Raw genomic sequence first — 20,827 nt, forward strand, 5'->3', positions numbered from 1 at the left:
GAATGGCTCTGGTCCTACAACAATGAGCGCCCAAACATGGGCAACGGCGGGATGACACCCGCACAGAAACTGAGAATGGCCGCGTAAATTCTACGACCAAGCCCCCACAAAAATGGGGGGATTACCGATCGTTTCCTCGAGATCAGACTCGCTCTATCGCGCTGTCTAATCAACTGAATACCAAGCGATATCATGAGCTTGATTGGACCATCTGCGCGATGAAAGGCATGAGCGAACGCGAGTACGCGGCCCATTCCGGCCTTTCTCGCGGCGGGGTGCAGAAGGCGCGCAAGAACGGGCGGCTGGTGATCCATGACGACGGGTCGATCAACGCCGCGGCCTCGGATGTGCGGCGGGCCGAGATGACCGACCCCGACCAGCAGCGGCGGTCCTTGGGTGGGGATGGGCTAGCCAGCGGTGCGGGCGAGACCTCGTCCTACATCAAGGCGCGCACGCTGCTGACAGTCTATGCCGCGCAGGACAAGCAGATCGCGGTCCAGAAGAAGAAGGGCACGCTGGTCGACCGTGCAAGGGCGGAGACCCTTGTCTTCCGCCTAGCGCGACAGGAACGGGATGTCTGGGTGACCTGGCCCGGACGGGTGGCCGCGCTGATGGCGGCGCAGATCATGGCGGAGGTGGAACGGCAATCCGGGGCATCGGTGACGATCGAGACCGCGATCATGCAGAGGGTGCTGGAAGCCCATGTCCGCGAACAGCTCGACGCCCTCGCCGACCTCCGGGTCTCGCTTGCATGATGAGGATGACGACAACGATCTGACCGCAGGTCTCGACCTCGGCTTCGACGGGGCCGAGGACCTGCTCCGGGTCTGGCGGCAGGGGATGCGGCCCGATCCGAACCTGACGGTCTCGGAATGGGCAGATCAGCATCGCTGGCTGTCCTCGCGCGGCGCGGCGGAACCGGGGCGGTATCGCACCGCCCGGGCGCCTTACCTGCGCGAGATCATGGATGCGCTGTCGCCCGGGCATCCGGCGCAGCGCATCACCTTCATGAAGGCTGCACAGGTGGGGGCCACCGAGGCAGGCAACAACTGGATCGGCTTCGTCATCCACCATTCCCCCGGGCCGATGCTCGCGGTGCTGCCAAGCCTGGAACTGGCGAAACGCACCTCGCGGGGCCGATTGGACCCGCTGATCGCAGACAGCCCGGCGCTGCGCGAACGGGTCAACCCGGCGCGATCCCGCGACGCGGGCAACTCGATGCTGTCGAAGGAATTCCCAGGCGGCATACTGGTGCTGACCGGGGCAAACTCGGCCACCGGCCTGCGGTCGATGCCCGCGCGCTATGTATTCCTCGACGAGGTCGACGCCTATCCAGCCTCGGCCGACGAGGAGGGCGATCCAGTCACGCTGGCCGAGGCGCGGACCACGACCTTCTCGCATCGACGCAAGGTGTTCATGGTCTCGACCCCCACGATCCGGGGGCTGTCGCGCATCGAGCGCGAGTTCGAGGCATCTGATCAGCGGCGCTACTTCGTGCCCTGCCCGCATTGCGGGGCGATGCAATGGCTGCAGTTCGAGCGGCTGCGCTGGGCGAAGGGGAAGCCGGAAACCGCCGTCTATCACTGCGAGGGTTGCGAACGCCCTATCGCCGAGCACCACAAGACGGAGATGCTAGCCAAAGGCGTATGGCGGGCAACAGCGGTTTCCAGGGATCCGAAGGCCATCGGCTTCCACCTCTCGGCGCTCTATTCGCCGCTCGGGTGGAAAAGCTGGTCCGACGTCGCGCGGGAATGGCTCGCGGCGCAAGGCTCGGACGAGACGCTGCGTGCGGCGCGCAACACGCTGCTGGGCGAGACATGGGTCGAGAGCGGCGATGCCCCGGAATGGCAGCGGCTGGCAGATCGTCGCGAGGCGTGGAAGCCGGGCACCGTGCCGATGGCCGCTCTGTTCCTGACTGCGGGCGCTGACGTCCAGAGGGACCGGATCGAGGTCGACATCTGGGCCTGGGGCCGAGGCATGGAAAGCTGGCTTGTCGATCACATCGTGATTCCGGGCGGGCCCGACGATCCCGCCGCCTGGGACAAGCTGACCGCCTTGCTCGGCCGGTCGTGGCAGCATGCCAACGGCGCCTTCATGATGGTGGCGCGGCTCGGCATTGATACCGGCTACGAGGCAGCGGCAGTCTATGCCTGGTCGCGCAAGGTCGGCTTTGAGCAAGTCGCGCCGCTGAAGGGCCTCGAAGGGTTCAACCGCGCCGCCCCCGTTTCTGGCCCGACCTTCGTCGACGCCACCATCGGCGGCAAACGGCTGCGCCGCGGCGCGCGGCTTTGGTCGGTGGCCACGGCGACGTTCAAGGCGGAGACCTATCGGTTCCTGCGGATCGAACGTCCCTCGGACGAGGATCGCGCCACTGGTGTGCTCGACGCCCCCGGCACGATCCACCTTCCCGGCTGGGCCGACACCGAATGGCTGAAGCAGCTGGTGGCCGAACAGCTGGTCACCATCCGCAACAAGCGCGGCTATGCCCACCAAGAGTGGCAGAAGATGCGCGAGCGCAACGAGGCGCTGGACTGCCGGGTCTATGCCCGTGCTGCGGCGTGGATCCTTGGCGCCGACCGCTGGGACGAGGCTACCTGGCGGCGGCTGGAAGCACAGGCGGGCGTCGAAACCCGCCTGCCAGTCACCGTCGTTACCGACACAGCACCACCCGATCCGGCCCAACCCAAGGCCGGAACCCTGACCACGCCACGTCGGAAACGGCGGGCCTACACCCCGAACTTCATGAGGGACTGATGGACCTGGAACGCATGCAGGCCCTGCTGACCGCGCTGCAGGAAGCCCGCTTCGCCGGGCTGCGCAGCGTCAGCTATGACGGCAAGACCGTGACCTATGGCTCGGACGCGGAACTGGCGACGGCGATCAGGGATCTGGAAGGCCGGATCGCGACCGCCTCTGCCACGCCGCGGCGTCGCCGCTGGGGCACCGTGGCCACGAAGGGTCTGTGACCATGGTCCTCGACGCCTTCCGTGCGCGGCTCGGGTCCATCATCGGCGGGTTCGACGCGGCGCAGTCCCATCGGCGCATGCGCGGGTTCCGGGCCACCCGGGCGCATGTGAACACGCTGATCGCCGCCTCCGGCGAGACCATCACGGCCCGCGCCCGCTGGCTGGTCAGGAACAATGGCTACGCCGCGAACGCCGTCGATGCCTTCGCGAACCATGTCGTCGGCGACGGGATCAAGCCCTCGTCGAAGATCGCCGATGCCGCGAAGAAGGAGGAGCTGCAGAAGCTCTGGCTCGCCTGGACGGACGAGGCCGATGCGGAAGGCCTGACCGACTTTTTCGGGTTGCAGCGCCGGGCCGCGCGGGAGGTGTTCCTGGCTGGTGAGGTCTTTCTGCGCATCCGCACGCGGCGGCCGGAAGATGGACTGACGGTGCCGATGCAACTGCAGCTGCTGCCTTCGGAAATGCTGCCCCAGGACATGACGCGTGTGCTGCCCGGCGCGGGATCGATCCGGCAGGGCATCGAATTCGACGGCATCGGGCGGCGCGTCGCCTATCACTTCCTGCGCCGCCACCCCGGCGACATGACTGATCCGGGGCTGGCGGGCGAGACGGTCAGGGTTCCGGCCCCGGAGGTGATCCACATTCTGGACCCGGTCGAGGCGGGCCAGCTGCGGGGCGTATCGCGCTTTGCCGCGGCCGTGGTCAAGCTCTTCACGCTCGATCTCTACGACGACGCGGAACTGGAGCGGAAGAAGACCGCGGCGATGTTTGCCATGTTCATCACGTCGCCAGCGCCAGAAACGGCCCTCGATCCCGCCGAGGACGATCTGGAGGTCGAACCGGGCCAGGTGGTGCGGCTGGATCCCGGCGAGGATGTCACCACGCCTTCGACACCGGATTCCGGATCGACATATGAACCCTTCCAGTACCGCACGCTCCTGCAGATTGGCGCGGCGCTGGGCGTGCCCTATGGTTATCTCACCGGCGACACCGCGAAGGGGAACTTCTCGAACACCCGGATCGCGCTCGTGGACTTCCGCCGTCGCATCTCGGCCTTCCAGCATTCGGTGATGGTCTATCAGCTCTGCCGCGCCGTCTGGACGCGCTGGATGGATATGGCCGTGCTGGCGGGCGCCATCGACCTGCCGCGCTATGCGACCGACCGGCGCGCGTACCTTGCCTGCGACTGGCTCCCCACGAAATGGGACTGGATCGACCCGGCCAAGGATGCGGCGGCTGAGATCCTGCAGATCGAGGCGGGCCTGAAATCCCGCACGCAGGCCATCGCCGAGCGCGGCTACGACGCAGAGCAGGTCGACAGGGAAATCGCGGCCGAACGGAAACGCGAGGCGGAGCTAGGGCTCGACTTCCGGCGGCCGGGATCGCCCGCGCAGGCGGCAGGCGGCGGCGCGGCGCCGAGTGCTGCCGAGGACCAGCGGCAGGATCAGCACGACACCACCGATCAGGTTGACGACGGCGAGGACCGGGAACCCCGGCCTGCGGAGGAGGGATGATGCACCACACCCAGATCGCCCAGCGCGTCTTCAACACGCCGCTGATGGTCGATCCCGCCAAGGCGCTGGCCTTCCTGACCGGTCTTGGCCCCCGGATCACGGGGCGGGAAGTCAGCATCGAAGGAGTGGAAATCGCGACCGAAGAACGGGATGCGGCCAGCCTGCCCGCCCGGGCGTCGCTCTTTGGGGACGACCTTAAAAGCCGTCAGTCACGGAACGGCGGCCAGCCCTTCGCCGTCGTCGACGGGATTGCGGTAATCGAGATCGCAGGCACGCTGGTACATCGCGGGGCGTGGATCGGGCAATCCTCGGGCCTGACCTCCTATGAAGGGATCGCGGTCCAGCTGCAGGCGGCCCTTGCCGATCCGGCCATTCGCGGCATTGCCCTCGACATCGACAGCTTTGGCGGCGAGGTGGCCGGTGCTTTCGACCTCGCGGACGGCATCCGGGCCGCCCGGACGCAGAAGCCGGTCCACGCATTCGTCGCCGATCACGCCCTCTCGGCCGCCTATGCGCTGGCCTCCCAGGCCGACCGCATCATCCTGCCCCGGACCGGGGCCGTCGGCAGCATCGGCGTCGTGGCGATGCACAGCGACATGAGCGGGGCGCTGGACCAGAAGGGCATCGCCGTCACGCTGATCCACGCAGGCGCGCACAAGGTCGATGCCAATCCCTACCAGCCCCTACCCGAGGCCGTCCGCGACCGGATCGCGGGCGAGTTGGAAGACCTCCGCCAGCTCTTCGCCGAAACCGTTGCCGAAGGTCGTGGCCGCCGCCTCGACACCCTACGCGCGCTGGGCACCGAGGCCGCCGTCTTCCGCGGCGAGGCGGCCGTCTTCGCCGGTCTCGCCGACGAGGTGGCGGATCCCGTCACCGCCTTCCGCGCTTTCGCCGCCGCACCCCGCGGCACAACCACCCTCAAATCCAACCCCAAGGGAAAGGGCCCGATGATGACCACTGCCCCCGAAGACAATGCGCAGCCTGCGACCGCGCCTGCTGCCAGCACCCCGCCGGAACCGGCCGCGCCCACGGCAGTCGCACCGCCGCAGACCGCGGCGGCTGCGATGTCGCCCGAGGCGATCCGGGCCGAGGCGGCCGAGGTCGCGCAGGTCTGCGCACAGGCCGCCCGGCTTGGTGTGCAGATCGACGCCGCCGATGCCGTCACCAAAGGCGTGAAGCCCGAGGCGCTGCGCGCCAAGATCCTGGCCGATCTTGCCGCCCGCAGCGATGCCGCGGGCATCATCGCAACTGCCCCGGCACTTGGGGCCAAGGAAAGCCCCATCGTGGCGGCTGCGAAGAAATCGGCCGCCACCTCGCGCTAACGCGCATTGCCCAGATCGGGCGCCCCCTTCCCCACCATCACGGAGACTGAACAATGCCCGTCCTGACGGAACCGCCCAGCATGGGCGACGTCCTCAAATATGAGGTAAACCCGAACTACACCCGCGAGGTGGTGACGCTGCTGATCGGCACCAACTACCCGTCCGGTGCGGTCCTCGGCCGCATCACCGCCAGCGGCAAATACACCCTCTCGCCCGCGACCGGTGCCGACGGTTCGCAGACCGCAGTCGCCGTCCTGCTCTACCCGGTGAACGCCACGCTGGCAGACGCCGTTGGCATCGTGGTCACCCGCGGCCCCGCCATCGTCTCGCGCGCCGCCCTCGCCTACGAGGCAACGGTCAACGATGCGGCCAAGATCGCCGCGAAGATCACCCAACTGGCCGCGGTCGGCATCATCGCCCGCGACGGCGTCTGACGCAGCCCTCCCGGCCGCGCCCCTTCCCTCATTCCCCGGAGCCCCACCATGACCATCGTCCGCAATCCCTTCGACGCTGGCGGCTATTCGTTGGCCGAGATGACGCAGGCCATCAACATCCTGCCCAACCTCTACACCCGCCTCGCCCAGATCGGCCTCTTCCGATTCGAAGGGGTCAGCCAGCGCTCGGTCATCATCGAGCAATACGAAGGCGTCCTGAGCCTCCTTCCCTCCGTCCCCCTTGGCGGACCCGCCACGGTCGGCACCCGGGAAGGCCGCTCCATGCGGTCCTTCGCCCTGCCGTGGATCCCGCATGACGACGTGGTCCTGCCTGCCGATCTTCAGGGCCAACCCGCGCTGGGCGCCGCCTTCGACGCGGCCGATCCCCTCGTCGAGGTGATGAACCGCAAGCTGTTGCTGATGCGCCGGAAGCACGCCCAGACCCGCGAATACATGGAGATGAACGCGCTCCGCGGCATCGTGAAGGATGGCGCAGGCACCACCCTCTACAACTACTTCACCGAGTTCGGCCTGGCGCAGATCTCGGTGGACTTCGTCCTCGGCACCGCAGGCACCAACGTCCAGGGCAAGGTGCGCGAGGTGCTGCGCGCCATCGAGGACAACTTGCTGGGCGAGGCCATGACCTCGGTCCATGCCCTCGTCAGCCGCGAGTTCTTCGACAAGCTGATCGCGCATCCGAAAACCGAGGAGGCCTACAAGTTCTACGCCTCGACCGGCGCCCAGCCCCTGCGCGAGGACGTCCGCCGCAACTTCCCCTTCGCCGGGATCCTGTTCGAAGAGTATTCCGGCACCGTCACCCTCTCGACCAAGGCCACCGAACGTCTGGTCCCGGCGAACGAGGGCATCGCCTTCCCCTTGGGCACGATGGACACCTTCACGACCTATGGCGGCCCCGCGAACCTGCTGGAGACCGCCAACACTATCGGCCTGCCCCTCTACGCCCGCCAGCATCTCGACGAGAAGGGCCGCTGGATCGACGTGATGACCGAGGCCTCGATCCTGCCGGTCAACAAGCGGCCCCGGCTGGCCGTCCGGATCCACAGCTCGAACTGATCTGTCATGTCCGTCTTCGCCGCCGCCATGGACCGCATCTTCACCCATGCTGCCATGGCGGCCCCGGCACTCTGGATCTCGGCCACCACATCCGAGGAACGCCCGATCCGCATCATCCGCCGCGCGCCAAACCGCGTCACCGACTTCGGCGCGGGCCGGTTCGTCAGCGACACGACGGTGGTGGACGTGCGCGTGGCGGACCTCCCCGCCCCGCGCCCGGGCGATATGATCGTCATCGGCGCAGACAGCCACGTCATCCAGGGGGAACCGCTGCGCGACCGCGAACGGCTGATCTGGACGCTGGACCTGAGGCCTGCATGAAGCTGAAGCTCACCATCGATCCCGACCTCGCCGCCCTGATGCAGGCGGAAATCGCCGCGGGCGAGAAGGCCGTGACCACAGCCATGCGCGAGGCGGGCGCGGGCCTGAAATCCGCCTGGCGCGGCCAGATCACCGGCGCGGGGCTCGGCACCCGGCTCGGCAACTCGATCCGCCTCGCGACCTATCCCAAGGGCGGCGAAAGCCTGAACGCTGCGGCGTTGGTCTGGTCGAACGCCCCGGTGATCGTTGGCGCGCATGACACCGGGCCGCTGATCCGGTCGCGCAACGGGTTCTGGCTGGCCATCCCGACCCCCGCCGCTGGCAAATCCACCCGCGGCGGACGGATCAGCCCCGGCGAATGGGAACGCCGCACGGGGTTGCGGCTGCGGTTCATCTACCGCCGCCGGGGTCCGAGCCTACTGGTGGCCGAGGGGCGGCTGAACAGCAAGGGGCGCGCTGTGGCGTCACGGGCGAAGAGCGGACGCGGGCTGACCACCGTGCCGATCTTCCTCCTCGTGCCGCAGGTCAAGCTGCGCAAGCGGCTCGATCTGGCACGGGATGCCGAACGGGCCATCGACGGCGTGCCGGGGCGGATCGTGGCGGGATGGGCGCCAATAGGCTCGTCACCGTAAAGGGCTTGCGGCTCCAATCCTGGCGCTACGCTGCATCGTCCTCATCATGTTCCACGCTTTCGGCAATGCGCAGTTCGGCAACATCGTCGGTGAAATCGGTGAAGAAGTTCAGCTGTGGGTCGTCGCGATGAACTTTGTTCATTCTATCGACATCACACACCGCCCTGTAGACATCGCTGGCAATCGCATCGCGCCTCTGTTTGACAGACTTCTGGCGAAGCGATGGTGAGCCACCCGTATCGGTGTCGAAGTAGTGTTTAATGGCCTCACCGCCCTCAAACAGCGTGGCCGACTGAAACGCCCGATACGTGAAGCGTCCGTCTTCGTCCCATCGCTTTGCCTGACGCAAAGACTGGGTCACCTGCCGTCGTAGCATCTGCTTTACATCGACCGGGTTCGGTACGAGCCGACGGTTCGACAAAGCCCAGTCGACGAATTCACCCGGATCCGCCGACTCGTAGCCCGTTTCAGCAACCCACTCTTCCCAAAGGTTCACAACCTGCTCGCTGAAGTTTGCCATGTTTCGGCCTCCTCAAAGTTCCACGCGGGCGACTTCGTCCCACCCGTCGACAGCTTCCCACTCTTTCAGGAAAGCTCGAATGCTTGTCTGATACTTACGCAACCAGTTGTGGCGGTTCGTCTTGTGCTGGATCTGCCCGATGACGATCGCCGGATGTATCTGTGCCCGTGCTGCAAATGCGCGGACGTCTTTTTCGGAAATGTAGGGACTCTTTCTAAGAATGAAGGACTGCAACATCGCCTGATCGACGCAGAAATCAGCCGCAGCAGCATTTGCGAGCTTTTCGCATTCCGGTAGATCAGGGTTTCCTGAACCCAGATTTCCATCAAAATCGTCAATTGGCGCGAAAGTATCTTCGCGGCCATCACCGCGAAGAACGTGCTCGATCTCATGGCGCAAAACAAAGCAAAGGTTATCGATCCGATCTAGCCGGTTGGTGAGACCGATCACCGGCTGATCATCAAGCCAAGTGCAAACGCCATCAATCTTCGATCCGGCGATCTGTTCGACGAGGACCAGCCTTACGCCACACTTCTTCAACAGTGCTGGAATTCTTGGCAGATCATCGGGATCGATAAAATGCGACCGAAGAGTTGAAAGAACACCACGCAGGGCATCCTCGGAATACTTCGGGCAATCAATGGTTCGCGCAACACTTCGGACGCGATGAAGCCACACATACTGGCCCGGAAGAATTTCCGAATACGAGGTTTTGCGAGCAGCGTGAGCAATGACTGGCGCTTCACTGACGAACGGAACCTCATCACGGCGGTTCTTGCCAAAAAATCGCACCATCTGCACATCAAGCAGGCTGCTCTCGGTATCTTCGATCCAGCCGCGCTTAATCATCTCGCGAACTGGAAACACCGCAGCCCAAGATGCTCGTGTCCGCACGCCGGGATCCGCTTTCTTTGCGCGACCCAAATCGTACTGTTTCTGCAGATTCATGAAGAATTCTGCAGGCATGTCGAAAGCGTCTCCCAGCATGTTCGCGGAGTCAGGCGTAACGTCCGTCTTACCCTTGATAAGACGATTCAACTGGCTGACATCCCATCCCAATACGAATGCCAAGTCAGCCTGCGACCAGCCCCTCGCTTCAAGTTCTTCGGCGATGAACTCCCCAGGATGCTCCGAAGGTAGGATTTCAAGACTGGCCATCAGTGATAGTCCTCAATGCTCAATATCGTGATCGTCGGCGGTTTGGTCCCTTCTTCCAGGGTGAAAACCAGTCTGAATTGGTCGTTCAGACGCACAGACCGCTGACCATCTCGTCCCCCTCTAAGCTTCTCGTAGTGCAGACTCTTCCAGTTCCGCAGCGACCTCTCATCTGGTGCGGCACGAAGCACTGTGAGCTTTCGTCGCGCAGACTTGATGATTGCCACCGAAAGACGCGTGGTCCCGGCTTGATCGGTCTCGATGAGTGCAAGTGTGGCATCAGCGAATACTACTTCCATTGCCATCTTCTACCGCTCCGCGGAACGCTATGCAACGTCAAATTGACTAGGTGAGTCAATTTGATTTTTATATAGCGCATACTAAGGGTTAGGATAACTTTGCGATGCCAACCACCCGCGAACTCGTCCTCGGCGCGCTGTATGCGCGGCTGCAACCGCTTGCCGCCCCGGCCCTGCGTGACGAGGTGCTGCCCGAGCGGATCCCAACTGCCGGTCTGATCATCCTGCGGGACGGCCAGCCGGGCGAGCTGGAAGTGACGCTGTCGCCCCTGCGCTACCACTACCAACACCGGGCAGAACTTGAGGTCGTCGTCCAGGCGGGCACCGGCCGGGCCAGCACCTTCGACGATCTGATCGCCGCCATCGGTACGGCACTTGAGACTGACCGGACGCTGGGCGGCCTCTGCGACTGGGTCGAACCGGAAGCCCCGGCCTCGGTCGATCTGCCCGTCGAGGGCGCGGCGGCCCTGAAGGCAGCGGTGATCACCGTCGTCCTGCACTACACCACGACCGGCCCCCTGGCCTGACACCCCACATCCACAGGAGACACCCATGGCACGCGCACACGGCGCGCGGGCGCAGATGGCGCTTGCGTTCGAAACCGTCTACGGCACCCCGCCCGCCAGCGGTTATCGGCTGATGCCCTTCGCCCGGACCACGCTCGGCGCAGAGCAGCCCTTGCTGAATTCGGAACTGCTGGGCTACGGCCGCGATCCGCTCGCCCCCATCAAGGACGCGGTCACCGCCGATGGCGAGGTAGTGGTGCCGATCGATGTTGAGGCCTTCGGCTTCTGGCTGAAGGCGGCCTTCGGCGCCCCAACCACGACCGGCACCACGCCCAAGACCCACACCTTCCAGTCGGGAAACTGGACCCTGCCCTCCATGGCCATCGAGGTGGCCATGCCCGAGGTGCCGCGGTTCGCGATGTACGCGGGCTGCGTGATGGACCAGCTTAGCTGGCAGATGAACCGGTCGGGGCTTCTGACCGCGACTGCCCGGCTGATCGCGCAGGGCGAAGCGATTGCTGCCACCACGGCCGCGGGCACGCCGACCGCGCTGGGCCTGCAACGCTTCGGCCATTTCAACGGGGTGGTGAAGCGGAACGGCACGGCCTTGGGCAACGTCGTCTCGGCCGAGATCACCTACGCCAACGGCCTCGACCGGATCGAGACCATCCGCAACGACGGCAAGATCGAGGGCGCCGATCCCGGCATGGCGGCGCTGACCGGTCAGATCGAGGTCCGTTTCGCCGATAGTGCCCTCGTCACCCAAGCCATTGACGGCACGCCCTGCGAGCTCGAGTTTGCCTACAGCCTCGGGGCGAACGCCAGCTTCACCTTCACCGCCCACGCCTTCTACCTGCCCGTCCCGCGGATCGAAATCCCTGGGCCCCAGGGCATCCAGGCGACCTTCGACTGGCAGGCCGCGAAGGCCACCAGCCCCGCCCGCATGTGCACCGCCGTCCTCGTCAACACCGTCACGGGATACTGACCATGATCCGCCTGAACTTGTCGAACCGCCCCGAATGGCTGGACCTGCTGCCTGGACTGCGCGTTCTGGTGGCCCCCCTGACCACCGCGCTGATGGTCTCGGCGCGCGCCGACCCGGCCATCGACAACCTGTCGGAGGCGTCAAGCCAGGAGGACATGGCGCTGACCATGGCCAAGGCCGTCGCCCGCCGCGCGGTTCTGGATTGGGACGGCGTGGGCGATGATGACGGCAACCTTGTGCCTGTCAGCCCGGCCGGGATCGACGCCCTGCTGGAAATCTGGCCCGTGTTCGAGGCCTTCCAGGCGCAATATGTCGCCCGCGGCCTGATGCTGGATCAGGAAAAAAACGCCTCCGCGCCCTCGCCGACTGGTCCTTCGGCGGGGGTGACGGCTACTGCGCGGCCTGCACGGGTCCCTGCCCGGACTGCCCCGCAAGATTGAACCAGCCGCTGACGGTCGAGGGCTGGCAGGTCTGGGATCTGACCCAGCGCCTTGGCGGCCAGCTCCGCATCGCGCCGGGGGCTGTGATCGGATGGGACATGGGCGCGGCGCTGTCATTGGCGCAGGCGCTGGGCGTCAACGCCCTGATCGCCGCCGAACTGCTGCCCGAGATCGAGGCGGTGATTGTGCGCAAACTGAACGAGCAGATGGAAGGACGCCGGAATGGCTGAGAAGAAGGTCTCAGTCCGCCTCGTGGCGGAGGGCGGACGTCGCGTGCGCGCCGAACTGGAGGGCGTCGGCGAGGCTGGGGCGAAGGGCTTCGGTCGGCTGTCACGCGAGATGGAACTGGCGAACACCCGGCTTGCTGCTTTCGCACGCCGGGCAGGCATCGCCCTCGGGGCCGCCGCGGCGGCCGCTACAGCCTCGCTCGGGCTGATCGTCCGCTCCACGGCCGAGAGTTCTGCCCAGATCCGACAGTTCGCACAGGTCGCCAATGCCACGCCCGAGGCGCTGCAACGCTGGTCGGCTGGTGCGCGTACGGTTGGCATCGAGCAGGAGAAGCTCGCCGACATCCTGAAGGACGTGAACGACCGGGTCGGGGATTTCCTGCAGACCGGCGGTGGGCCGATGGCGGATTTCTTCGAGAATGTCGCCCCCCGTGTCGGCGTCACCGCCGACCAGTTCGCCCGCCTCTCCGGCCCCGAGGCACTGCAGCTTTACGTCGACACGCTGGAACGGGCGGGTCTGAGCCAGCAGGAGATGACCTTCTATCTCGAGGCGATGGCCTCGGACGCGACGCGCCTGCTGCCGCTGTTGCGCAATGGCGGGGCGGAGATGGCCCGACTTGGGGATCAGGCCTCCGACCTCGGGGCAGTGCTGGACAGCGATGCGCTGGAAGCCTTGCGCCGTACGCAGCTGGCGCTGGGCACCGTATCCCTCGTGTTCGACGGCCTCCGGAACCGGATCGCCGTCGCCGTCGCTCCGACCATCGAAGCGCTGGCCAATGCTTTCGTGGCCCTTGCGTCCGATGGCGGCATCCTGCGGTCGGCCATCGATGGGCTGATCGGCAACCTCGGCCGTCTCGCCACCTATGCCGCAACCTTCGCGGCCGTCATGGCGGGCCGTTGGGTCGCGGGACTTGCCGCGGCGGCACTCTCCGTGCGCGGCCTCGCGACGGCGCTCGTGTTCCTGCGCGGCGCCCTGATCCGGACCGGCATCGGCGCGCTGATCGTCGGTGCGGGCGAGCTCGTCTATCAGTTCTCGCAGCTTGTCGCTCGGGTCGGCGGCGTGGGCGAGGCGTTTCGCCTGCTTGGCGACCTGGCCCGAGAGGTCTGGTCGCGCATCGGCCTGTCGCTGGATGCGGCCCTCGCGCGAATGGCGGCAGGGTGGCAGGGCCTAAAGGCCGCGGGGCTCTCGGCCCTCGATGGCACCATCGCGGGCGTCGTCAGCTTCGGCGACCGGACAGCCGCGATCTTCCAGGGGGCTTATGGCGCCGCCGTCGCGATCTGGGGCAGTCTGCCGGGCGCCATCGGCGACTTCGCCTTCCAGGCGGCAAACGGGTTGATCTCCGGCGTCGAGGCGATGCTGAACGGCGTCGTCACGCGCATCAACAGCTTCATCGAGACCTTGAACGCTGCGCTGGCCCTGCTGCCCGAATGGGCCACCGGCGAAGGTGGCGTGCGGATCGGCATTCTCGATCCGGTGGAACTGGGCCGCATTGGCAACCCGTTTGAGGGAGCCGCGACCGCTGCTGGTGCCGCCGCCGCGGATGCCTTCTCGGCCGCGCTGTCGCGGACTTACCTCGAGCCGCCTGACCTCGGCCTCGGTGCTATGGCCGAGGATGCCCGCGCCCGGGCCGACGGCTATCGCGAGGCCGCAGGCATGCTGGCCGATGCCGCCGGTCGGCCGCTCGCCAGCTGGCAGGCGCTGAAGGATGTGGTGACCGGCACGGGGACCGAGGCAGAGACCGCCCTGGCAGATGCCGCCGCCTCCGCCGATGCCCTGACCATCGGTCTGAACGATACGGCCACCGCCGCCGACGGCGCTGGTGGCGCAGCACGCGACGCGGGCGTTGCAGCCGCCGAGGGCGAGGACACGGCCCTGACAGGCTGGCAGGCCGTTACCGCGGCGCTTGCCGACTACGCCGCCAAGGCGCGCGACATTGGCGGCGATATCGGCAGCGCTCTGGTCGGGGCCTTCCAGAGCGCCGAGAACGCCATCGGCGACTTCGTGAAGACCGGCAAACTCGACTTCCGCGACCTGGTGACATCGATGATCGCCGATCTGGCGAAGCTCGCCGCCCGGCGTTTCATCCTCGGCCCGATCGCCAATGCCCTCTCCGGCGCGCTGGGCGGCGCGGGTGGCATTTTCGCGAACATCCTGCATGCGGGCGGGATGGTCGGCGCACCCGGTCCCGGCCGGATGGTCCCGGCATTGGCTTTTGCCGGTGCGCCGCGCATGCACAATGGCGGCTGGGCTGGGCTGCGGCCCGACGAGGTGCCAGCGATCCTACAACGCGGGGAGCGGGTCCTCTCGCGCAGGGAAGCGGCGGGATACGGCCAGTCGGTTGCCTCCACCGTCAACGTCACGATCAACGCCCGCGACGCAGAGAGCTTCCGCCAGTCCCGAACGCAGGTCGCCAGCGACATCGCCCGCGCCGTGTCGCTGGGCCGGAGAGGGATGTGATGGCATTTCACGAGGTCCGGTTTCCGGACAACATCAGCCGCGGGGCACGCGGTGGACCTGAACGCCGCACCCAGATCGTCGAGCTGGCGAGCGGGGCCGAGGAGCGCAACGCCAGCTGGGCTAACAGCCGCCGCCGCTATGACGTCGCCTATGGCATCCGCCGCGCCGACGATCTGGCCGCGGTCGTGGCCTTCTTCGAGGCCCGCAATGGCCGCCTTCATGGCTTCCGCTTCAAGGACTGGGCCGACTTCAAGTCCTGCCTGCCGTCGCAGACGCCAGGCCCTACCAACCAGCCCATCGGCACCGGCAATGGGGCGGCCACCCTGTTTCAGCTCACCAAGCGCTACACTTCCGGCGCGCAGTCCTGGACGCGCGTCATCACCAAGCCCGTCGCGGGAACCGTGACCATCGCCCTGAACGGCACGCCACAAGCCTCCGGCTGGTCGGTTTCGACAACCACCGGCCTCATCACCTTCGCCACCGCCCCGGCCGCAGGCGTCGCCGTCACTGCGGGATTCGAATTCGACGTCCCGGTCCGCTTCGACACAGACGCTCTCGACGTTACCCTCGATCTCGAACGCCTCGGGTCGATCACCTCGATCCCCCTCGTGGAAATCCGCACATGAAGTCCCTGAACCCTGCGCTGCAGGCCCATCTCGACGACGGCACCACGACGCTAGCCTGGTGCTGGCGGATCACCCGCGCCGATGGCGTAACCTTCGGCTTCACCGACCACGACCGGACCCTGTCATTTGACGGGACCGAGTTCGAACCCGAAAGCGGGCTGACAGCGTCAGAGGTGCGGTCGGGGTCGGACCTGTCGGTGGACGCGCAGGATGCCCAAGGCGTGCTGTCCTCCGACCGGATCACCGAGACGGACATCCTAGACGGCCGATGGGACAATGCAGCGGTCGAGGTCTGGCGGGTGAACTGGTCGACCCCTTCGCAGCGCGTGCTCCTCCGGCGCGGGGCCATCGGACAGATCCGTCGCGGGCGGCTGGCTTTCGTGGCGGAGGTGCGGTCGCTGGCCCATGTGCTCGGCCAGACGGTGGGGCGGACGTTCCAAGCCAGCTGCGATGCCGCGCTGGGCGATGCGCGCTGCGGGGTGAACCTCGGGGCCCCGGCCTTCACGGGCACCGGCGCGGTGATCGATGTGCTGCGGGATCGGGCCTTCACGGCCTCCGGCCTCGGCAGTTTCGGGGCAAGCCAGTTCGCCTTCGGGTTGGTCGAATGGTCGACCGGCGCGAATGCCGGGCGGCGCGTCGAGGTGCTGTCGCATGACCTCGTCGACGGCGCGGCGATCCTGACCCTGCTCGAAGCTCCGGTGCGTCCAATCGCGGCGACGGACGCCTTCGTGGTCCGGGCGGGCTGCGACAAGCGGATCGCGACCTGCGGGTCGAAGTTCGCCAATGTCGCGAACTTCCGAGGGTTCCCGCACATTCCGGGGCAGGACGCGGTCCTGCGCTACGCCACCAAGGACGGCGGCCATGAGGGGGCGGTGCTGTGACCGCGCAAACACCGACTGCCGATCCCGCCCTTGTCATCGCCGCTGCCCGATCCTGGCTCGGCACGCCCTATCACGACCAGGCCAGCCTGCGCGGGGTCGGCTGCGATTGCCTCGGCCTCGCGCGTGGCGTCTGGCGCGAGGTTGTAGGCACAGAACCGTTCCCGATCCCGCCCTACAGCCGCGACTGGGGCGAGACCGGCCCGCGCGAGGTGCTGGCCGTGGGCGCGCGCGCCATGATGATCGAGGTGCCGCCCGCAGAGGCCGGGCCGGGTGCGCTGGTGCTGTTCCGGATGATGCCACGCGCCATCGCCAAGCATGTGGGCATCCTCACCGGCCCGGACACCTTCCTTCACGCTTTTGAGCGACTGGGCGTGATCGAGGAACCTCTGACGCCCGCTTGGGCGCGCAAGATCGCCTTCGCTTTCCTCTTTCCCGCACGCTGAGATTTTCCCATGGCCACGCTTGTCCTCGGCGCTGTCGGTTCCGCCATTGGCGGGGCCTTTGGCGGGGCGATCCTCGGCTTCTCTGGCGCTGCCATCGGTGGCTTCATCGGCTCGACCATTGGGTCGGTCGTGGACAGCTGGATCGTATCGTCGCTGGCCCCCGCACAGAAGATTGAGGGCCAGCGGCTGGATTCGCTACGGATCACCTCGGCCACGGAAGGCGCGATCATCCCGCGGCTCTATGGCCGGATGCGCATCGGCGGCAACATCATCTGGGCCACGGATTTCCGTGAGGAGACCAAGACCACCACGCAGGGTGGCGGCAAGGGCGGTGGTGGCGGCCGGGTCCAGACAACGGAATACCTCTACTATGCGTCCTTCGCGGTCGCCCTGTGCGAGGGCCCGATCACCGGCATCGGGCGCATCTGGGCCGACGGCAAGCCGCTCGACATGACCGGCATGACATGGCGCTGGTATCCGGGGAACGAGACCCAAACGGCTGACCCGTTCATTGCGGCGAAGATGGGGGCGGCCAACACTCCCGCCTATCGCGGCACAGCCTATGTGGTCTTCGAGGAACTGGCGCTTTCCACCTATGGCAACCGCCTGCCGCAGCTGTCTTTCGAAGTCTTCCGGCCGCTCGCGGATCCCGACACGGCCGAGGGGCTGGTGAATGCCGTGACGATGATCCCGGCCTCGGGCGAGTTCACCTATGCGACCGAGGCTGTGCGCAAGACAGTGGGCGCATCCACGACGGTATTCGGCCAGACCACCGGCGGCACAACCTCGGCCGAGAACCTGAACGCGCTGCCGGATGAGGCCGACATCGTCGTGGCCCTCGACCGGCTGCAAGCCATGGCCCCGGCCGTCGAGAGCGTCAGCCTGGTCGTCGCCTGGTTCGGCAACGATCTGCGTGCGGGGAACTGCACCATCAAGCCCGGCGTGGAGGTCGTGACCAAGGCCACCAGCCCAAAGGTCTGGACCGTCAACGGCGTGGCGCGGGCGGGTGCCCATCTCGTCAGCCGGGATACGGAAGATCGGCCAGTCTACGGCGGCACGCCTGCGGATTTCGCGGTGGTGCAGGCCATCCGCGAGATGAGGGCGCGTGGGCTGCGGGTGACGTTCTATCCCTTCCTGCTGATGGACGTCCCGCCCGGGAACACTCTGCCGAACCCCTACAGCGCGAATGCCGCGACGCCGGGCCAGCCGAGTTTCCCGTGGCGGGGCCGGATCACCTGTTCCCCGGCGGCAGGCTTTGCGGGGACCGCCGACAAGACCGCCGCCGCGGCGACGCAGGTCTCCAGCTTCTTCGGCGCGGCCACCCCGGCGCAGTTCGCGGTGTCGGGCGACAACGTGAACTGGACCGGCCCTGCGGGTGACTGGGGCCTGAGGCGCATGATCCTGCACTACGCCCATCTCTGTGCCGTGGCGGGCGGTGTCGATGCCTTCCTGATCGGGACCGAGATGCGCGGGCTGACCACCATCCGCTCCAGCGCCAGCGCCTATCCGGCCGTCACCGCCTTCAAGGCGCTGGCGGCCAATGTGAAGGCAATCCTCGGCGCTGGGACCAAGGTCGGTTACGCCTCGGACTGGTCGGAATACTTTGGCCACCAGCCGGGCGATGGAACAGGGGACGTGTTCTTCCACCTCGACCCGCTCTGGTCGGATGCGAACATCGATTTCATCGGCATCGACAACTACATGCCCCTGTCAGACTGGCGCGACGGTTTCGACCATGCCGACGCCCTGCAAGGTTGGCCCGCCATCCATGACCGGGCCTACCTGCAGGCGAACATCGCCGGTGGCGAAGGCTTCGACTGGTTCTACGCCAGCGCCGCCGACCGCTCGGCCCAGATCCGCACCCCAATCACCGATGGCACCGCGGGCAAGCCTTGGGTGTTCCGCTACAAGGATCTGCGCGCCTGGTGGTCGAACCCGCATTTCAACCGGCCGGGCGGGATCGAGAGCGGCACGCCGACCGCATGGGTGCCGCAGTCGAAGCCGGTGTGGTTCACCGAACTTGGGTGCCCCGCCATCGACCGGGGCACGAACCAGCCCAACGTCTTCTTTGACCCGAAGTCGTCCGAAAGCTTCACGCCCTACTTCTCCCGCGGCTGGCGCGACGACGCGATCCAGCGCGCCTATCTCGAGGCCAGCTATCTCTGGTGGGGTCAAGGCGCGAACAACCCGACGTCGCCCGTCTACGGCGGCCGGATGGTCCACGTCCCCGAATGCGCCGCCTGGACCTGGGATGCTCGGCCGTATCCGTTCTTTCCCGAACTGACCGGGGTCTGGACGGATGGTCCGAACTGGCGCCTTGGGCACTGGCTGACGGGGCGGCTGGGCGCGGTGTCGCTCGCCGCCCTTGTGCGTCAACTCTGTCTACGTGCCGGGCTGGCAGAGAGCCTGATCGACGTCTCGGGTCTCTGGGGTGCGGTCGAGGGCTATGTGATCGGCGCCCTGGAAAGCCCGCGCGCGTCGATTTCCACCTTGGCCCGGCATTTCGGCTTCGATGCCATCGAGACCGAAGGCGTGATCCGCTTCATCATGCGCGGGCGGGCATCGAGCCTGACCCTCACGGTGGATGATATGGTCTCCAGCCGCGAAGGCGAGGTTTTTGAGCTGACTCGGGGCCAGGAGACCGAACTGCCGCAGGCGCTGAAGTGGCAGGTCGCCCGGGCGGATGAAGACTACGATGCTGCGCTGGTCGAGGCACGCCGCATCACCGTCGACACGACCCGCATCGCCTCCGAGTCCTTCCCGATGGCGATCCCGCCCGAGGAAGCCGAACGCCGCTGCCGCCGCGCGCTGATGGAGGCCTGGATCGGCCGGGAAAGCGCCACCTTTCGCCTGCCGCCCTCGCGGCTCACCCTCGACCCTGCCGAAGTGATCCGGCTTGCGCATGACGGCCGCGAGATCGATTTCCGCCTGATGTCAGTCGCCGATGCCGAAGCACGCGGGATTGAGGCCGTCCGTCAGGATCGTGCCGCCTATGATCTGCCGCCCGGCGATCCCCGCCCGGCCTCACTGGCGAGTCCCGTCGTCTTCGGCACGCCGGAAGTGGTCATGCTGGACCTGCCGCAGATCAGTGAGGATCAACCCGCCCATCGCCCCCTGATCGCCGCGCATGCCAGCCCCTGGCCCGGCGAGATCGCCGTTTTCCGCAGCGCCTCGACAGATGGGTTCGCCTTGCTGACGACCTTCGGCAGTCGTGCCCGGATCGGGACACTGGCCTTCGACTTCTTTCCCGGGCCGACGTCGCGCTTCGATCTGGGCAACGCGTTGGTGGTCGATCTGCTGTCTGGAACGCTGGAAAGCGTAACGGATGTCGCGCTGTTCGGCGGAGCGAATGCGGTAGCCGTCGAGACAGCGGCGGGCCTTTGGGAAATCGTCCAGGCGGGCGCGGCCGAATTGATCGCCCCCGGCCGCTACCGCCTGACCCGTCTGCTGCGTGGCCAGCGCGGAACGGAATACGCGATGGGCAACCCGGCCCCGGCCGGGACACGGGTGGTCGTGCTAGATGCGACGCTGGCCTCTTTGCCCATCACCGAAGCCGACCTTGGCCTGCCGTGGAACTGGCGGGTGGGCCCGGCCGCGCGCGCCGTCAGTGACGCGAGCTATGCTGCGCTGGGCTTCACCCCGACCGGGCGCGGCCTTGTCCCGTTCGCGCCGGTCCACGTCGAACAGCCGTGGCGCACGGCACGCAGCCCGGGCGATCTGACCATCCGTTGGACGCGCCGATCCCGCGCGCTGGTGGCCGATGCCTGGGAGCAGGTCGAGGTGCCGCTGGCCGAGGACGTGGAAAGCTACGATGTGCAGATCCTCGACGGCGCTGCGATCAAGCGCACGCTGGCCAGCAGCACGACCTCCGTCCTCTACACTGCCGCCCTACAGACTGCGGACTGGGGCGCGCCGCTTTGGCTCGGCCAGACGCTCTCGCTCCGCATTTACCAGCTTTCGAACCGCCTCGGCCGCGGCACGCCTGCCGCGGTCACGATGCAATTCTGATCCCAACCCACGGGAA

At 66.9% G+C, this 20,827-nt stretch carries 21 protein-coding genes; 18 read left to right on the top strand and 3 right to left on the bottom strand.

The window, feature by feature from the left end:
- Positions 1 to 218 precede the first annotated feature (218 nt).
- Genes J7359_RS18780 through J7359_RS18820 form a run of 9 tightly spaced genes read left to right on the top strand, consistent with a single transcriptional unit; the run spans position 219 to position 8,263 of the window.
- Positions 219 to 755, top strand: coding sequence for a hypothetical protein (locus J7359_RS18780; protein WP_209059275.1), 537 nt, complete (start codon positions 219 to 221; stop codon positions 753 to 755).
- Complete coding sequence (locus tag J7359_RS18785; protein ID WP_209059291.1) at positions 703 to 2,754, top strand: phage terminase large subunit family protein; 2,052 nt, start codon at positions 703 to 705, stop codon at positions 2,752 to 2,754. The genes J7359_RS18780 and J7359_RS18785 overlap by 53 nt, the downstream gene beginning before the upstream one ends.
- A complete protein-coding gene (locus J7359_RS18790; protein WP_128515404.1) occupies positions 2,754 to 2,966 on the top strand; it encodes a hypothetical protein in 213 nt (70 codons plus the stop codon). The genes J7359_RS18785 and J7359_RS18790 overlap by 1 nt, the downstream gene beginning before the upstream one ends.
- A gap of 2 nt (positions 2,967 to 2,968) precedes the next feature.
- The gene (locus tag J7359_RS18795) at positions 2,969 to 4,480 is read left to right on the top strand and encodes a phage portal protein (RefSeq protein WP_209059293.1); all 1,512 of its coding nucleotides are present in this window, start codon (positions 2,969 to 2,971) and stop codon (positions 4,478 to 4,480) included.
- Entirely contained in the window at positions 4,480 to 5,802 is a 1,323-nt protein-coding gene (locus J7359_RS18800; RefSeq protein ID WP_209059295.1) for a S49 family peptidase, read from the top strand. The genes J7359_RS18795 and J7359_RS18800 overlap by 1 nt, the downstream gene beginning before the upstream one ends.
- A 53-nt stretch (positions 5,803 to 5,855) precedes the next feature.
- Positions 5,856 to 6,236, top strand: coding sequence for a head decoration protein (locus tag J7359_RS18805; RefSeq protein ID WP_209059297.1), 381 nt, complete (start codon positions 5,856 to 5,858; stop codon positions 6,234 to 6,236).
- Between the two features lie 48 nt (positions 6,237 to 6,284).
- Positions 6,285 to 7,310 (top strand): major capsid protein, encoded by a 1,026-nt coding sequence (locus tag J7359_RS18810; protein WP_209059299.1) that lies wholly within the window; start codon positions 6,285 to 6,287, stop codon positions 7,308 to 7,310.
- A 6-nt stretch (positions 7,311 to 7,316) separates the two neighbouring features.
- Positions 7,317 to 7,631, top strand: coding sequence for a hypothetical protein (locus J7359_RS18815; RefSeq protein WP_209059301.1), 315 nt, complete (start codon positions 7,317 to 7,319; stop codon positions 7,629 to 7,631).
- The gene (locus tag J7359_RS18820) at positions 7,628 to 8,263 is read left to right on the top strand and encodes a DUF6441 family protein (protein WP_209059303.1); all 636 of its coding nucleotides are present in this window, start codon (positions 7,628 to 7,630) and stop codon (positions 8,261 to 8,263) included. Before J7359_RS18815 ends, J7359_RS18820 begins: the two co-directional genes overlap by 4 nt.
- 25 nt (positions 8,264 to 8,288) lie before the next feature.
- Here the strand turns inward: J7359_RS18820 and J7359_RS18825 are convergent, their stop codons facing one another.
- Genes J7359_RS18825 through J7359_RS18835 form a run of 3 tightly spaced genes read right to left on the bottom strand, consistent with a single transcriptional unit; the run spans position 8,289 to position 10,243 of the window.
- Positions 8,289 to 8,783 carry a hypothetical protein gene (locus tag J7359_RS18825; protein WP_189382180.1) on the bottom strand — a complete coding sequence of 165 codons (495 nt, stop codon included), beginning with the start codon at positions 8,781 to 8,783 and terminating at the stop codon, positions 8,289 to 8,291.
- A gap of 12 nt (positions 8,784 to 8,795) precedes the next feature.
- The gene (locus J7359_RS18830; protein WP_209059306.1) at positions 8,796 to 9,941 is read right to left on the bottom strand and encodes a HigA family addiction module antitoxin; all 1,146 of its coding nucleotides are present in this window, start codon (positions 9,939 to 9,941) and stop codon (positions 8,796 to 8,798) included.
- Positions 9,941 to 10,243, bottom strand: a complete 303-nt coding sequence (locus tag J7359_RS18835; RefSeq protein ID WP_209059315.1) for a type II toxin-antitoxin system RelE/ParE family toxin — start codon at positions 10,241 to 10,243, stop codon at positions 9,941 to 9,943. The genes J7359_RS18830 and J7359_RS18835 overlap by 1 nt, the downstream gene beginning before the upstream one ends.
- A 98-nt stretch (positions 10,244 to 10,341) precedes the next feature.
- Here J7359_RS18835 and J7359_RS18840 point away from each other — a divergent pair, with 98 nt between their 5' ends.
- From J7359_RS18840 to J7359_RS18880, 9 genes are read left to right on the top strand one after another with little or no spacing between them, the layout of a single operon-like run.
- A complete protein-coding gene (locus tag J7359_RS18840; RefSeq protein WP_209059316.1) occupies positions 10,342 to 10,764 on the top strand; it encodes an acyl-CoA transferase in 423 nt (140 codons plus the stop codon).
- Between the two features lie 25 nt (positions 10,765 to 10,789).
- The gene (locus J7359_RS18845; RefSeq protein ID WP_209059318.1) at positions 10,790 to 11,728 is read left to right on the top strand and encodes a phage tail tube protein; all 939 of its coding nucleotides are present in this window, start codon (positions 10,790 to 10,792) and stop codon (positions 11,726 to 11,728) included.
- A gap of 2 nt (positions 11,729 to 11,730) precedes the next feature.
- Positions 11,731 to 12,168: a hypothetical protein gene (locus J7359_RS18850; RefSeq protein ID WP_209059320.1), complete on the top strand. Its 438-nt coding sequence runs from the start codon at positions 11,731 to 11,733 to the stop codon at positions 12,166 to 12,168.
- Entirely contained in the window at positions 12,165 to 12,398 is a 234-nt protein-coding gene (locus tag J7359_RS18855; protein ID WP_247740532.1) for a hypothetical protein, read from the top strand. Before J7359_RS18850 ends, J7359_RS18855 begins: the two co-directional genes overlap by 4 nt.
- Positions 12,391 to 14,853: a phage tail tape measure C-terminal domain-containing protein gene (locus J7359_RS18860; RefSeq protein WP_209059322.1), complete on the top strand. Its 2,463-nt coding sequence runs from the start codon at positions 12,391 to 12,393 to the stop codon at positions 14,851 to 14,853. Before J7359_RS18855 ends, J7359_RS18860 begins: the two co-directional genes overlap by 8 nt.
- Positions 14,853 to 15,479: a DUF2460 domain-containing protein gene (locus J7359_RS18865; RefSeq protein WP_209059325.1), complete on the top strand. Its 627-nt coding sequence runs from the start codon at positions 14,853 to 14,855 to the stop codon at positions 15,477 to 15,479. Before J7359_RS18860 ends, J7359_RS18865 begins: the two co-directional genes overlap by 1 nt.
- Positions 15,476 to 16,360: a DUF2163 domain-containing protein gene (locus J7359_RS18870; protein WP_209059335.1), complete on the top strand. Its 885-nt coding sequence runs from the start codon at positions 15,476 to 15,478 to the stop codon at positions 16,358 to 16,360. Before J7359_RS18865 ends, J7359_RS18870 begins: the two co-directional genes overlap by 4 nt.
- The gene (locus J7359_RS18875; protein WP_209059338.1) at positions 16,357 to 16,803 is read left to right on the top strand and encodes an NlpC/P60 family protein; all 447 of its coding nucleotides are present in this window, start codon (positions 16,357 to 16,359) and stop codon (positions 16,801 to 16,803) included. Before J7359_RS18870 ends, J7359_RS18875 begins: the two co-directional genes overlap by 4 nt.
- A gap of 9 nt (positions 16,804 to 16,812) precedes the next feature.
- Positions 16,813 to 20,811, top strand: coding sequence for a glycoside hydrolase TIM-barrel-like domain-containing protein (locus J7359_RS18880; protein WP_209059344.1), 3,999 nt, complete (start codon positions 16,813 to 16,815; stop codon positions 20,809 to 20,811).
- Positions 20,812 to 20,827: the final 16 nt, after the last annotated feature.

The organism is Paracoccus sp. R12_2 (genome assembly GCF_017744015.1).
Lineage (GTDB): Bacteria > Pseudomonadota > Alphaproteobacteria > Rhodobacterales > Rhodobacteraceae > Paracoccus.